Source organism: Colwellia sp. 6M3 (assembly GCF_014077595.1).
Lineage (GTDB): Bacteria > Pseudomonadota > Gammaproteobacteria > Enterobacterales > Alteromonadaceae > Cognaticolwellia.
The window spans coordinates 75,745-90,783 of sequence record NZ_JACGWF010000003.1 but is presented as its reverse complement, the minus strand read 5'-3'; the positions used below and the strand labels follow the sequence as shown (position 1 = coordinate 90,783).

The following is a 15,039-nucleotide window of genomic DNA, read 5'->3' as shown; positions in this document are numbered from 1 at the left end:
TGCGATGTTAACTTATCGCATTGTAATGGTTTTATTCCATTTTGCTAAGTGTCTGATCTTCAGAAGTAATGCCCCCTATGGTAATCATAAAATTTAATAGTAAAATAAACGCGTAATTTTTAGGTTCTTAAGGGCATTATGTTTACTGAAAATCCAGAAGATTTTATCTATAACTCATCAATTGGGATTCATGTGGTGTCTCCTGCCGGCATTATTATATATGCAAATGAATGTGAGCTTGATGTTTTAGGATATAAGGAAGGTGAATATATAGGTCACCATGTTTCTGAATTTCAAATAGATAGTGTCTGTTTGGCTGATATGATGACGCGATTAAACCGCTTTGAAACATTAAAAAATTATCCTGCACAGGTACAAGGAAAATCTGAAATTAAATACATTATTTATAACTCGAGCGTTTACGAAGAAAATAACGAATTTATGCATACGCGCTGTTATGGTACTGAGGTAGATAAAGTGATTTATGATGTATTTTTGAAGCATTGTGATTTTATAAAGTAGTACAATAAATAAAGCTAATTACTTGGGAAATACCGAGGGCTCTTACCTTTAATTAGCTTTATTTTACTACCTAATACATTAGGAGTCTGACGATAATCCTAAGCTCTTTCGTAATTCAGCCAAATCTTCGTGGCGGCTTACAAACAATAATTTATCACAGGTGTTTAATGATTTAACATCTGCGGGTATGTAGCACTTCTCGCCAGTATTGACGGTTACTAAGTGGCATTGTTGGGGGAGTTCAACCTCGTCGAGCGTTTTAGGGCAGTTTTCATCTAATGTTAACTCGACAAACTGCAACTCTCCTTCTAAGTATGCTGATCTGAGCATGCCATCATGCAACTCGCTCATGTTGACAATTTCTCTTGTTAGTTGCTTGTTAGTGAAAATAACGCCTTCCATCTTTAGGTTGTGACAAACAGGTTCGAGTTCGTCGTCTTCAACCCTAACAATCACTCTTTTAAAACCCATAGTTTTCGCAACTTGTGCAGCGAGTAGGTTATCAGTGTCGCTGTCAGATAAGCATATTAAGGCATCGGTATTTTTTGCACAGGCTTCTTCTAAAAATTTGGGCTTAGCACCGTCACCTAAAATAAAACCACAATCGATATATTGGCTTAATACATCAATTTTATCCTGATCTTTTTCTATGATAACCACTTCATGGTCACGTTTAGTCAAGGCTGCAGCGCAGTGAGAAGCAAGAGAACCGCCTCCTATAATTACCATTCGCATAGTGTCTAACTCCTTCTTTTACCAATCCATGTTGCTGGAAGTAGCAGCACAATAATGGCTACAGTTTCTACTCTTCCGAGCAGCATATTGAAAATTAATACCAGTTTTAAGGTGGTGGGTAGCTCAGCTGATGTTAACCCACTAGAAACGCCTGCTGTTCCAAGCGCTGATGTTACTTCATATAGTGATGCTATTGGTGGCATGTCGTAAGCTAGAAAGATAAGCCAACTACTAACGAGAAAAAATAAGTAACCACAAATAATCGCTAAAACGTTCTCGATTGTTAGATAGTCTACCCGTTTACCGTCTAGGCGCAAATGTAACTGCGAATGAACTCCACTGCTTGCACGGCGCAAAAACATTTGCATGGCTTTAAACAACACCAGCAAGCGATAAATTTTTATACCACCTGCTGTGCTACCAATACCGCCACCAACAAACATACAGGCACAAATTAACAACATGGCAGCACTGCCAAATGGTAATATATCAGATGATGCAAAACCTGCAGTTGTAATCGCCGATACCGTATTAAAGTATGCTTGACCTATGGTTGCTTCGCCACCAGACAACTTAACCAAAGCGAATACTGCTAATGGCACAAAAGCTACGAGGAAGAGTAGACATCGAAGTTGGGGATCTCTAAAACTATCGCGCAGTGAGGATATAGTAGGTCGGTAATAAAGATGTAATGAAATAGCACCAAGTACGGAGATTATAGACACTATCCATTGCTCACTCATGCCATATGAGGCAAAGCTATCGTCACGATTAGCAAAACCGCCTGTAGAGACTGCAGCCATGGCGTGTACTATGGCATCTATTAGCGAACTACCTGCGCCGAGTAAGGCGAAAATGCCTATCAGCGTTAGCACAGCGTAGACCACTAAAATACGTTTAGCATGCCCACGAGTACCACCAATATGCGAATCTACATCGGCGGCATCGGCACCAAACATCTTTGTTTCTATGCCGGGTTGAGTGTGAATCGCTAATGCGAGCACTATGACACCTAAACCACCAACCCATTGCATCCAACCACGAGCAAACAAAAATGCAATGGGCTTGTCTTCTACCGAGGGCAGAGTTGAAAGTCCTGTGGTTGTTACCCCTGAAACTGTTTCAAACCAGGCATCGATAAATGACATGTCGTACTGCAACATGGGTAATGTAAATAACAAAGAAGATGATATAAAAACTAAGGCGGCAACAGCGAGTGTTTCATTACGTTGGAGTTGTTTTACACGGCTAATACGGCGACTAATTGCGTAACATACGGCACAAATCATCGCGATAGCTAAATAGGCTAATGTCACTGGGTACTGACCACTAGCAAGTGAAACACTCATGGGAACTAATACTAGTAACCCCATTAAACCTAGCAGTTCAAAGAGATGTTTACATATCGCCTTGGGGCGTGCGGCGAATAATAAGCTAGTTTGTCCTTTAGTGCTGACAGGAGCAGAGCTTTTTGACAAGTTTCTTCCTTATTACTTAGTATTGAATTAAGCACTCACAACAACAAACACCTTGTAAGCGGTATACTTTAAATCCAATTATTTGCTTTATCAATTACTTCTACTTAGTCTAAAGTAAGTTTATGTATTATGCTTTAATATAACTGATGAATGACACGAATATATTCGTGGTTGAGATAAAATTAATAATCCTTAAGGATAGAATTTATGTTTACAGGTATTTTAGGACTTATACATTTAATTATCGCAATTTGGGCGATTCTTAGTATTTTAAAATCAAGTGCGTCAACGGCTGAAAAAATTGTTTGGGCATTAGTGGTGTTGTTATTCCCCGTTGTCGGTTTGATAATCTGGTTTTTAGCTGGACCCAGATAACAATTACAGCAGCTATAGATATGAAAAACCCCAGTAATTAATGGTTAAATTGCTGGGGTTTTAATTATTTAAAGGTGTATTTTCTACATTAAGTATCGACTGCTAATTTAGTTTTTTTACCCTTAGCAAGGTGAACAATAACCAGTAAAATCAAGCCCAATATCGCTACGGTAATACCAATAGGTTTACCGTATTCGCTTGATAAGTTAAAGCCTATTCCAGCGGTCATAATATAGGAGAGTGTTACGGCTGTTGCGATTACAGCAGGTATACTGGTTATCCAATGGAAAGTACCACGATCAAATAAATATTTTGTTGCGAGCCATAGCACGCTGGTAGAGAGCAACATATTTGAAAACGCAAAATAACGCCAAATTACTGTAAAATCGAGTTTTGTCATAAAGTAAGCAATAGTCAATATTGGTACCGCAAGCAATAATCGATTTCGCATGCTTTGTGGAATATTAAAAGCATCAACAACCGTTAAGCGCAATGAGCGAAACGCAGTATCACCAGATGTTATAGGGAAAACAGCAACTGCAATAATCGCCATAACTCCGCCAAATACGCCAAGATAACTATTTGCGACATGATTAACTACTAATCCAGGACCACCTGCATCGAGCAGTGCTTTTAGTCCAGCATAACCCTCAGGGAATGCTGCAATACCAGCAAGTGCCCAAACACAACCCACAACACCTTCACTGATCATGGCACCGTAATATACCGGGCGTACATATTTTTCATTAGTTAGGCAGCGAGCAATAATAGGTGCTTGAGTTGAATGAAAACCACTAATTGCACCACAGGTAATGGTAATAAATAACAGTGGCCAGGCTGGTAAGCCGTCAGGGTTTGGTGTTAAAAAGTCGTGTGCGTGATCGGCTTCAAAGTACGCTAAAAAATCGCCTGTTATAGGTAAGTGTGGTGCATTAAATAAAAGTGCTATGGCAATTGAAACTGTCATCACGATCATTAATAAACCAAAAAATGGATAAAATTTAGTGATTATTTTATCAATCGGCAATAAGGTTGCTAAAAAGTAATAAGCTAAAATAGCTAATACCCAAAAGGTATTATTAGCTAAAATAGTACCTTCGAAAAAATCTAAATTACTGAGTAATCCCGCAGGACTCATGATAAATACTACACCGACGAAAAACAGTAACATAGCCGTAAATATCAACATAAAGCCTTTAAAAACAACGTTGTAATATTTTCCTGCTATTTCAGGTAAGCTTTTTCCGTCTTCTTTAATACTCATAACCCCTGAGAAGAAGTCGTGAACAGCACCACCTAAAACGTTACCTAATACTATCCAAACTAAGGCTATTGGACCATATAATGCACCCAGTATTGGGCCAAATATTGGGCCTACACCGGCAATATTTAAAAATTGAATTAAAAACGCGCGTACTGGATGAATAGGCACATAATCAACACCTTCACTAAAGCGCTTCTGAGGTGTATCAATAGTAGAGTCTAAACCTGCTTGTTTTGCTACAAAGGGGCTATAAAATTTGTAACCCAGTATTAGAATGGTGAGACAGATAAAAAAGATGATCATAAAGCACGTTTCTCTTATGTGTTTGTATAATAAAGTGGATAAATTATCGCTTGTTTTTGCGATTTTTTAAATAAGCGGCGAACCTTAACAAATGCCAAAGACCTTAACAATAAGACGTTTGGCTAATATGTTGATTAATATATGTCATTATTTACATCGTTTACATATTAAATGCACTAACATTTATTGTAGTTGTAACGTCATCACTTCACCTATGATTTAATTTTTTAACGAGTTGCTGCCTAACTATCTAAAAATAGTGATGATAAATATGTTGCTTGCTACTGTGTAAATTACTTAAGATAACTTTAATGTGGACTTAATTTATCGTGTTTTTAAATTGCCTCGATCATGAGGTACTGATTAAAGGAGTTGGTAATGCCGACAAATAAGCACAAAAGAAAAGCTTCAGCGCATAATAAATCTAAAACATTAAAAAACGCCCAAACACCCGGACTAATATCATCTCATCCCAAAGTGTTTATTTATCTTGGCTTACTCTTTGTTGCTTTAGGAATATACTTCATGGCTTTTGAAGCCCAAAGTGAAGCTATGTTTGGTATTGCGATGCTATTGCTTGTGAGCGGAGCAGCAACAACTATTTATGCTAATTTTGCTATACCTAAATCAAGTAAATAAAAAAGGTATTAATTTACCGATAGTCGCTAAAAAAATAGCGTTATCGGTATATCTTTAACATATTAGTGTACCTTCGCTTAAAAACCACCAGCAATAATATACGCTGCTGTAGCGGTTTGAACTTATTATTCCCAAAAGATATTGCTTCCCTCTCTCGTATTTTCTGTTTTTATATATTCTAAGGTTAAAGAGTTACGTATTTCACTGCTTTTAAATGTCTACTTTCTAACCATGTTATGCCAAGGTGTTGGCAGTAAAATTTTAGTATTGGTGAGATTCCCAATATCGCCTCTTTATTAAATATTGGTCAAAAAAGCCTTTTAATAGTGAAAACTTTCCTTTAGATATAAATTAAATTTATAACCATCTGAAATTAATAGAAATATAATGTGGAATACCCTTTGCAACATCACTTCTGATAATAAAAAAATAAAGTTAAAGGGATAAGGTATGAACGAAAGTGAAATCGTTAAGGTTGATAATATTGCAACACGAGCAGATGTAATATTAAGCAATATCGCAAAGTTTTGGTTTGTTGTGGCAGTTATCGGCCAATGGATCATGGTGTACTACGTCATTGCCCATTATGGTGGTGCATTGCTTGCAGGTAATACTGGGGTTTTGGAGTCTCCAAATGGTAATCAGTCTGGATTAATCGCCCTGATTATTCATGTTTTAATCGCTGTAGTTATTATGGGACTTGGGCCCTTGCAACTTATTCCTCTAATTCGAGAAAAATTTCCTAAATTTCACAGAATAAATGGTCGTATATACCTACTGACCATTTTTATCGGCAGTATTTTGGGGCTATATCTTATTTGGGGCTATGAAAAAATGCCCGGCGGTCAGGCAATGTTTGTTGCTATGAATATTATGGTGTTGCTCATTATCACCTTTGCCATTCTCGCTTTACGCAATGCAATAGCACGTAAGATTAAACAACATCGTCAATGGGCATTGCGCTTATTTATGGTTGTAAATGGAGGCTGGTTTTTTCGTGTTGGCTTAATGGCTTGGATTTTAATACACCAAGCACCTGTTGGCTTTGACCCTGAAACCTTCGAAGGGCCTTTTATTATAGCCTTAGCATTTGCTCAGTACCTTATTCCGTTAGCCCTAGTAGAATTATATTTTTGGGCACAGAATAAAGCTGATGCAACTGGAAAATATATTGTTTCATTAGTGCTTGCTGTTGCAACGCTAGTGATGGGTGTTGGTATATTTGGTGCGGCTGCTACTATGTGGTTACCACAAGTGTAAAATTAGAAAAAAATAAGTGATAAATGTGGCTTTTATGAACTATCGCTTATACTTTATTCATATTGAATTATTTAAAAGTAGTAAAGGGATCTCTACATTAATATAAAATGGATAAAAAGTAGGATCTGACAAATGATAAAGCATGATTTAAATCACCTGCTTAGATTGAGCACTCATTGTTTTTTCAGCTAACCTTCGCGTTCAGGTTTATTGTTATCTCGAATATTGAGAAGATTTAAGTGTCAGCATTAAAATTTCTTTGTCATTTGGAGTGGTATGCAACAAGTTTTTTATAGGTTTTCGATTATAGGCATGTTGGTGGCATTTATTGCTTTGACTAATAGTAGTTTGGTATTCGCAACCGAACTTAATGAGCTTACTTATATTACTGAAAGTAGTGCTTCATTTAATTATATTCGAGATGGAAAATTGCAAGGACCTGCGGTAGATTTACTTTTGGCTGCTTCGTTGAGTGCTGGTAGTCCAGTAAAACGGGAGAATATATTAGTGCAACCTTGGGCAAGAGGTTTTAGTAATGCTCAAAAGGGACCTAACACGGTTTTGTTTAGCACCATTAGAACGCCCGAACGAGAGAATGACTTTCAATGGGTCGGGCCTATTGCTTCTGAAAGTGATGTTTTGATAGCGTTGAAAATACGTAAACTTACGATCAGCAAACCAGAAGATATGATGGGATATATTACCGGTGCTGTAAGAGATGATGTTGGCGAGGAGATACTTCAAGAGGTAGGCGTTCCGCTGGACAGAATTACCTTGCTTTCTCACTCAACAAACTTGGGTCTGATGTTAAGTGCTGGACGGATAGATTTATGGATATTTGGTGAAGATGGCTGGCGTGAGACCTTAACTTCATCGGATCTTGATCCCGCTGATTTTGAAATTATTTACCGCTTTCCATCAAAACATTATTATTTTGCGCTTAGCTCTGATATCGAGCAGCAGTTGGTTGAGAAGTTTCAGCAAGCGATAGATAAAGTATTCGTGTCAAGCGAGCTTGCTCGCTAACTTTCACTTATAAAGCATCGGCCTTGAAAGCTAATTTCCTATCCCCTCGATGCTTCCTCCCACTTTTTTTGCTCTTGATGAAATACATGAAAATCGAATACGGTTAAACGTCAATGATTAGTCGCTAAACACTACGCCATATATCAACAATAATCAGAAGAGTCAGTGAAAAAGGTAAATAAAGCTATTTTCGTTATAGCTTGGTTATTCATAACGAACACATTGGCGTGCTAAGTTTAGAAAATGACAAATAACAGTGCTACTGAGTAATTAGTAACTGCAGATATGGCCTTTAACACATACATTTGTCAGATAAAACTCAATCATAAGCCATTAAATTTTTGTGCCGAGCATTAATTATAGTTAGTGTACTAACTATAATTAATCATCGGTGGTTGTTATTGTGATTCTATATTGTTGTTTTTAATTGTTATTGTGTTTTTATATTAAAATAAATAAAATTTGAACTATAATTATACTACGTACACTAAGTAATGTGATAGGTGATTGCGTAGATATTAAATAGGGCGCTTGTACGAAATCATCTTAAATTATTATCGACGTATGAGAGCGAAAATTCTGATGTTTTGATGAAAATCAATTGTTAAATATAACGAACAAATATGGAGAAAGTGATGTTAGTCAATTTGGAAGAGCTAAACGGAAGCACTATTCATGCAGTAGATGGTGAAATTGGGCAGGTAACAGATGTGTATTTTGATGATAGACACTGGACCATCAGGTTTATGGTTGTTGATATCAGCCCTTGGGTACCCTTAAGTGAAAAAACCTTGATAAGCCCTATATCACTGCTTGAATACGATACTAAAGAGCAGCAACTTAACGTGTCTATAACAAAAGATAAGGTTAAGAACAGTCCACAAATAGATGAACACGAAACCGTTTCCCGTGAGTTTGAAAAGAACTATTTTGATTATTATGCCTATGGTTACTATTGGGGAGGGGCTGGAGCATGGGGTGAATACGCGTATCCAATGGCTTTGGTTAACCCAAAAACATTGCCAAAAGATAGCAAAGAAAGTGAAAATGCTAAAACTACCAACCATCTTCGTTCAACCAATGAGATTACACATTACGGTATAGATGCTCTAGATGGTAAAAAAGGCTATATCAAAGACTTTATTTGTGACACCCATAGTTGGTCTTTGCTTTACATTGTGGTTGATACCCGGGATTGGCTGCCAGGCGGCAAAAAAGTACTGATCTCTCCAAAGCATTTAGATAAGTTAAATTGGGAAGAAAAAACGGTCACCTGTAATCTTAGTTTTGAGCAGATAAAAGCGTGTCCAGAATACAATGAAGACAAATTGAATGATGTTGAGTATCTAGCAGAAGTTAAAAATAAACTCATATTCAATAAGTAGTCAAATTAAATATATTCTCACAGTAATATGCCCATTATTGCCATGGGCATAAAGTTAGTTGGCGAAAAATTTTCAAGCTACTATTATCGAGTAATTAAAGGATAACTAAATGCAAAAAAATGACGACAATAAACCATCAAAGAGTAGTGAGATAACCGATATATTATATGGTACTGAAACGGCCAAAGCCCTGACCAATTTTACCATTAGCGAGCTAAAAATGCCGCGAGCATTTCTATGGGCACTAGCGACACTAAAAAGCGCCTGCGCTCAAGCTAATCAAGAATTAGGGCTGCTTGATACTGATAAATCTGCTGCTATTCAACTGGCTGCCAAAGAAGTTGCTGACGGTTTTCACGTTAATCAGTTCCCAGTTGATGTATTTCAAACTGGCTCGGGCACCAGCACTAATATGAACGTTAATGAAGTTATTGTCTCGTTAGTTAAACGACACAGTCAGCAAAAAATTATTCTTCACCCAAACGATGACGTGAACATGGGGCAAAGCTCTAATGACGTTATCCCGTCATGTATCCACTTAAGTGCAGCAAAGCTTATCTCTGATGAATTGTTACCCGCACTACAGCATTTAAGCGATACCTTGGATGCAAAAGCGAGTGAACACCACAACACCATTAAAACTGGCAGAACGCATTTAATGGATGCTATGCCGTTAAGTTTCGCTCAGGAAATAAGTGGCTGGAGTAGTCAAATTCGTTATGCACATCAACAGTTGGAAAATAGCTTACCGAGTTTATTGAAATTGGCTATTGGCGGAACCGCAATCGGTACAGGTGTTAACACACATCCAGAATTTTCAGGCATTGTTACTCGGGTATTAACGCAAAGAACAGGATTATCATTTACCCCTGCTGATAATTATTTTCGCGCCATAAGTGCTCAAGATACAGCCGTGCAGATCAGTGGTGTGCTAAAAACTACAGCGGTTAGTCTGAGTAAAGTAAGTAATGACATTCGTTGGCTGAGCAGTGGGCCTTTAAATGGCTTAAATGAATTACAGCTACCCGAACTACAAAAAGGCAGCAGTATTATGCCAGGCAAAGTTAACCCTGTGATCTCAGAAGCGGTTTTAATGGCTTGTACTCAGGTTATTGGCAACGACACCACTGTTACCTTAGCTGGGCAATCGGGTAACTTTCAACTCAACACCATGCTACCTCTGATTGGTCATACGTTGGTGCAAAGTATTCAACTTTTAACGTCAAGCAGCATCGCCCTTGCCGATAAAGTGATTAAAGATATGAAAGTAAATCATTCGATGATTAATCATAACTTGGCAAAAAATCCTATTTTAGCAACGGCGTTAAACCAGTTGATTGGTTATGACAAAAGCGCCGAGATTGCTAAAAAAGCGTACGAAGAAAAAAGAACGGTGTTAGATGTGGCAAGAGAACTCACGGATATCAGTGAAGCCGAACTTATTAAACTACTCGACCCTAAACGACTTACCCGTGAATAAAATATAATCATATAAACAGCTGACAAATTTCATATATCAGCGAATAGATATGCTTTACAGGGATGTAGTGAGTAAATGACTTTGACATGTGGACTAAGCTGACACCCACTTAGTTCACAATCGATATATATATGGCTATTTATTACTTTCATCATGATCAATTAATTCAAAAGCTGGCAAGGTTACTCGCCAATAAATAGCAGCTAAACGTAACGCTAATGCACCTAATATTGAGCCAATAATGGCAACATGGGCAGGAAGGTCTAGATAGGTGAGTGAGGTAAATAATACGCCACCTAAAATAGCCGCAGTGGCGTAAATTTCTTGTCGTAATATCATCGGAATAACATTACAAAGCACGTCGCGGATCATACCGCCAGCAACACCTGTCACCATGCCCAATAAAATAGCAACGGGAACAGCTGCACCTAAGGTTAGGGCTTTTTCAGTGCCTAACACAGCAAACAAAGCTAAACCAAAGGCATCGGAAACCAAAAGAAATCGTTTGGGAATACGTTTAGGGCATCGAATAAAAATAATAGTGAGTACGGCAGTCGCTAGAATGACATACAAATATATTGGATTTTTGACCCAAAATACTGGCGTTTGTAAAATTACATCACGAATAGTGCCGCCGCCAATTGCGGTAACCGCAGATAATACGGCAACACCAAATGGGTCGAGTTGATAGCGACCGGCCATTAACGCCCCTGAAAAGGCAAAAACAATAACGCCGAAAAGGTCGAGCCAATAAAGTAATTCTAGCATTGCAAAGGTACTTATTTAGTTAAAGGTAAGTCAGCGGCTTGCCAACTATTCATATCGCCTTCAAGGTGGCGAAGGTCGCTAAATCCAGCGGCGCGTAAATCATTTTCTGCACTTACAGCGCGACGACCTGAACGACAATGCACGACAACGGTTTGATCTTTAAAACCCATAATTTTACTGAGATTTGCATTAATTTGTTCATGGCTAATATTAATAGCACCGACAATATGCCCTTCAGCGAATTCTTCGGCGGTGCGCACATCTAAAACAATAGTTTTATTTGCAGGGGTCGCCATTAAGGTTAAAAGAGCTTGTTGTGAAATGGGTGTTGTTGTTTCTTCGGCAAAAGAGGTTAAAGCAAACAGGCTTAATAAAACAATCAAAGTTGACTGGATAAATTTCATAAAAAATCCTTAAATACGGTTAAACTCAGTTTTACGTTATTACTTACAGTTTACCTTAATCGTTATGATAGCAAAGGCTTTTAATTACCGGTAAATAAGTTAGTTATCTAAACCATAAATATTATCAAGTAAGACCTGAAATAGAATAGGACGTTACGCCAATCAGCAGTAGTAATAAAACCAAAATATAAAGTGCGTAATTTATTCGTTTGCTAGCATGAATAATGTCGGTAGTTTGCGGTTGTCTTGCGTGATCATTAAAGCTAGCTTTACGTACTTTATTACCACTATACATGGCTACGCCACTGAGCTTTATTTCTAGACCTAAAGATAATATGTGCAATAAAATATTGTTGTTAGTTTGAAAAAACTTACCTCGTATTAAACGCCAGTAAAGCAAAGTGTTTTGCCCAACAGTGCCAAGTAAAAGGAGTAATGCAAAAATTCGTGACGGCAACCATTGAAGTAATTTAATGATATGGTTTACCGCAGCGCCAAAATGGACAAAACGGTATATTTTAATATTCCATGCGTAATGCATTTCTAGTAATAAACGAAATGACAGCGCCGCTAAAGGGCCAAAAAAGAGAAAGTAAAACCCAACACAAACTAGCAATTGCGAGCTACGTAATACTTGCATCTCAATGCAGGCTTTACTGATACCTAGTGGCGATAGCTGTTCGGTGTCGCGCAATAATAACGGAGCCACCTTTTGCTTAGCTTGGTAGGTATTATTAGCAACTAATTCACGTGCAATAGCTTTATTCGCTTTAGTTAAGCCAAAATTACCTAAGGCAAAATAAAGTAAAAACGCATGCCAAAGCCATTGCACTTCAATGAATATTTCAAATAACCATAAAATGGCAATTATAGGGATTAACGTAACAAGGACGGCAATTAAGCCTGAAATGTTTTGTTGGCGTGCACTATTACTGGATTTATTCACCTTGTCAGCGAGGCGCTGACAATAGAAACTGAAAAAAGCTAATGGTTGCTGAGTAATAAAATGACCAATAATTGCTTTTAATGCGAGCAACAATAACAACGTGAACGCAGAAGAATACAAATATGGACTGGTTAATATATCACTCAGATATTGCATTAGTTTAACGATTTTCCTTTCAGAGCTTCGAGCATACTCGTGACTAAGGTCGACGAGTTAACTGAAGCTGTTTCTAAATAAGCTTCAAATGAAGTTGGCGATTCTTTACCTGCAATATCTGACATTGAACGAATAACCACAAAAGGTGTGTTGAACTGATGACAAGTGTGAGCAATGGCAGCACCTTCCATTTCAACTGCTGCCATAGTGGGAAAGTTGGCTCTGGCTTTTGCAATGTCGTCATCTTTGGTCATAAAGGTATCGCCAGTGGTAATTAGGCCGACTAACGTTTGTACATTTTCAAGCGAGCTTATGCCAATTTTTGCTGCGGCTACAAGTTCTGGGTGAGGAATATAGGCTGGCGGGTTAGCCGGTAATTGACCTATTTCATAACCAAAGGCTGTTACGTCAACATCGTGATAACGCACTTCTGAGCTAATAACAATATCGCCTACTTTAAGCGACTGTTCAAAACCACCTGCCGAACCAGTATTAACCACATAATCAGGTTGAAACTTATCAATAAGAATCGCTGTGGCTAATGCCGCGGCTACTTTACCAATGCCCGATTGAACAATAACTACATCAGAGCCATTTAATAATCCCTGATAAAATGTATAACCAGCGTGTGTAGATGTTTGGCAATTTTCTAATTTTGCTTTTAAAATAGCAACTTCAGGTTCCATTGCGCCAATAATACCTGCTTTCATTAACTTTAATCCTATCTATATTTTGACGACCACATTGCGCCATAGTTTATGGGCGGATTATAGCGCGACTTTTGCATATCAACAAAAAAAGCAGACTTAGATGTCTGCTTTTTGTTTTATATTTTAATTTTTTAGTGTGGCAGCGCTGCTACTTGATTAGCTGAAAGCTGCCTTGGCATAGCTGGCGTATCTTTTGATAACATGGCATGAGCCGCCGTTGGTGATAATGCACCTGTTGCTCTAGGTCGTGCTTTAACCAATGGCGCTGGAATAATTCTACCTTTTACTTGTGGAGCAGCAGTTTTATTACCCAACATACGGCTGTTAATACAAGCACGAATTTCATCAATGGTGTAATTAGCTTTTACTTTAATGCGAATATGAGGAATAGCGGCGGCTTCAAGCGCGCCACTTACAAACCAATCTTTCTTAACTTTGTAGCCTTTTCCTTGGGTGTCGACTAAATCTATTACGCCAAGCATTTTCATGCTTTCACGCTCACAAATAACAAAGTCTAAGTACTTACTATGCGCATTATTCGAGGCGGTTTGGCCGGCTCGCTTTGATACGCCATTGCGAATACTAACAATATCAGCAAGTTTAACGCGGTTAATAATTCGATACTTTGAGCCCATAGCTTGCTCAACAAGGTTTTGAAAGTTTTTTTCTGCGGGAGTAAATAATGCAGTTTTACGATCGAAAGGAAAGGGAAAACTATTATCGTTTAAGCGGCTCGCAAGCATACCAACAATAACAATTAGGCTGATCATGGCAAATAGAATAAGTTCCATATACATCTCCGGCAGTTCAATTTCTTGACGTTTATCTTAGTTAACTTGATAAAGCAAAAAATGAGCCATAGATGATGTTATGAACACGTTAGTGAGTTAATAATATTCATTTTCGATAAAATATTTATTAACTCACTGATTTTAATGGTTTAGATGCGAAGTTTATTGTTGATTATTTCGGATACTTAGCTTTTAATTCGCTATAAAGTTGCTGTTGAAAGTCGTCAGCAGTGGTGTCGAGTGTCGTCACCAAGTTTGCTAGCACTTCGTTGTCTTCTTCGCCGTGCCAAATTTTAATATAGCTACCTTCTTTATAACCGTGATCTTGACGGAAGAAATTTAACGTGTTTTTTCCAACATATTGACGGAAAAGTTCATCTAAATCCATTGCCATTAAACGCATACAATCGGCTAGTGCCAATGCGTCAAATGCTTTGTTAGTCACGGCTGCAGAGGCCAGGCTTTCTAAAGCAATTTTAAAGTCTTGCTGACCACTATTTTGGGTTAATTCAGTGGCTAAAGTTTGAGTAATATTTTCTATTGAGTCACCAGACATTAAACGTAAACTTAAGCCAAAGTGAAAAATATCGACTAATTCTAACTGCACTTGTGCAACGTCAATTTCTTGGTGTTTCCACCATTTCCAACCATGATGATCTAGCATTTCGGCACACTCAACCCAAATGGCACGATACCATTCGTAATTGTTATCTCGCCAAGTTTCGCTAACGCGTGAGTTCATGGCATCTTGCATTGATAACATTTGGGTAATTTGGTTTTTTGCGGTGCTCAGTAAA

At 37.9% G+C, this 15,039-nt stretch carries 16 protein-coding genes; 7 read left to right on the top strand and 9 right to left on the bottom strand.

The features are described 5' to 3' along the window. Positions 1–138 precede the first annotated feature (138 nt). A complete protein-coding gene (locus H4J50_RS01490) occupies positions 139–522 on the top strand; it encodes a PAS domain-containing protein (RefSeq protein ID WP_108457401.1) in 384 nt (127 codons plus the stop codon). A gap of 78 nt (positions 523–600) precedes the next feature. Here the strand turns inward: H4J50_RS01490 and H4J50_RS01485 are convergent, their stop codons facing one another. Both H4J50_RS01485 and H4J50_RS01480 read right to left on the bottom strand, forming a co-directional pair. Beyond that, positions 601–1,257, bottom strand: a complete 657-nt coding sequence (locus H4J50_RS01485; protein ID WP_182253982.1) for a TrkA family potassium uptake protein — start codon at positions 1,255–1,257, stop codon at positions 601–603. Positions 1,258–1,262: 5 nt separating this feature from the next. Continuing rightward, complete coding sequence (locus tag H4J50_RS01480; RefSeq protein WP_182253980.1) at positions 1,263–2,735, bottom strand: TrkH family potassium uptake protein; 1,473 nt, start codon at positions 2,733–2,735, stop codon at positions 1,263–1,265. A gap of 207 nt (positions 2,736–2,942) precedes the next feature. On the opposite strand from H4J50_RS01480, the gene H4J50_RS01475 reads away from it, so the two are divergent. Next, positions 2,943–3,110, top strand: coding sequence for a PLD nuclease N-terminal domain-containing protein (locus H4J50_RS01475; protein ID WP_108457398.1), 168 nt, complete (start codon positions 2,943–2,945; stop codon positions 3,108–3,110). Positions 3,111–3,198: 88 nt separating this feature from the next. Here the strand turns inward: H4J50_RS01475 and H4J50_RS01470 are convergent, their stop codons facing one another. Further along, positions 3,199–4,677 (bottom strand): carbon starvation protein A, encoded by a 1,479-nt coding sequence (locus tag H4J50_RS01470; RefSeq protein ID WP_108457397.1) that lies wholly within the window; start codon positions 4,675–4,677, stop codon positions 3,199–3,201. Positions 4,678–5,055: 378 nt separating this feature from the next. On the opposite strand from H4J50_RS01470, the gene H4J50_RS01465 reads away from it, so the two are divergent. From H4J50_RS01465 to H4J50_RS01445, 5 genes are all read left to right on the top strand, one after another. Further along, positions 5,056–5,316 (top strand): hypothetical protein, encoded by a 261-nt coding sequence (locus H4J50_RS01465; RefSeq protein WP_182253978.1) that lies wholly within the window; start codon positions 5,056–5,058, stop codon positions 5,314–5,316. A gap of 450 nt (positions 5,317–5,766) precedes the next feature. Beyond that, the gene (locus H4J50_RS01460) at positions 5,767–6,576 is read left to right on the top strand and encodes a DUF2306 domain-containing protein (RefSeq protein ID WP_182253976.1); all 810 of its coding nucleotides are present in this window, start codon (positions 5,767–5,769) and stop codon (positions 6,574–6,576) included. Positions 6,577–6,852: 276 nt separating this feature from the next. Beyond that, positions 6,853–7,602 carry an ABC transporter substrate-binding protein gene (locus tag H4J50_RS01455; RefSeq protein WP_182253974.1) on the top strand — a complete coding sequence of 250 codons (750 nt, stop codon included), beginning with the start codon at positions 6,853–6,855 and terminating at the stop codon, positions 7,600–7,602. 635 nt (positions 7,603–8,237) lie between these two features. Then, complete coding sequence (locus H4J50_RS01450) at positions 8,238–8,987, top strand: PRC-barrel domain-containing protein (RefSeq protein WP_108457393.1); 750 nt, start codon at positions 8,238–8,240, stop codon at positions 8,985–8,987. Between the two features lie 109 nt (positions 8,988–9,096). After that, positions 9,097–10,467 (top strand): lyase family protein, encoded by a 1,371-nt coding sequence (locus H4J50_RS01445; RefSeq protein WP_182253972.1) that lies wholly within the window; start codon positions 9,097–9,099, stop codon positions 10,465–10,467. 135 nt (positions 10,468–10,602) lie between these two features. Here H4J50_RS01445 and H4J50_RS01440 read toward each other — a convergent pair whose 3' ends face one another. The 6 genes from H4J50_RS01440 to H4J50_RS01415 all read right to left on the bottom strand — a co-directional run bounded on the left by H4J50_RS01440 (position 10,603) and on the right by H4J50_RS01415 (position 15,035). Continuing rightward, the gene (locus H4J50_RS01440; RefSeq protein ID WP_108457391.1) at positions 10,603–11,235 is read right to left on the bottom strand and encodes a trimeric intracellular cation channel family protein; all 633 of its coding nucleotides are present in this window, start codon (positions 11,233–11,235) and stop codon (positions 10,603–10,605) included. Positions 11,236–11,246: 11 nt separating this feature from the next. Beyond that, positions 11,247–11,639: a rhodanese-like domain-containing protein gene (locus tag H4J50_RS01435; RefSeq protein ID WP_182253971.1), complete on the bottom strand. Its 393-nt coding sequence runs from the start codon at positions 11,637–11,639 to the stop codon at positions 11,247–11,249. Between the two features lie 124 nt (positions 11,640–11,763). Next, a complete protein-coding gene (locus tag H4J50_RS01430) occupies positions 11,764–12,741 on the bottom strand; it encodes a cobalamin biosynthesis protein (protein ID WP_182253969.1) in 978 nt (325 codons plus the stop codon). Continuing rightward, positions 12,741–13,451 carry a 5'-methylthioadenosine/S-adenosylhomocysteine nucleosidase gene (gene mtnN / locus H4J50_RS01425; RefSeq protein WP_108457388.1) on the bottom strand — a complete coding sequence of 237 codons (711 nt, stop codon included), beginning with the start codon at positions 13,449–13,451 and terminating at the stop codon, positions 12,741–12,743. Before mtnN ends, H4J50_RS01430 begins: the two co-directional genes overlap by 1 nt. A 131-nt stretch (positions 13,452–13,582) precedes the next feature. Beyond that, entirely contained in the window at positions 13,583–14,242 is a 660-nt protein-coding gene (locus H4J50_RS01420) for a DUF2726 domain-containing protein (RefSeq protein WP_182253967.1), read from the bottom strand. Between the two features lie 172 nt (positions 14,243–14,414). Further along, complete coding sequence (locus H4J50_RS01415) at positions 14,415–15,035, bottom strand: dUTP diphosphatase (protein WP_182254028.1); 621 nt, start codon at positions 15,033–15,035, stop codon at positions 14,415–14,417. Between the last annotated feature and the right edge of the window lie 4 nt (positions 15,036–15,039).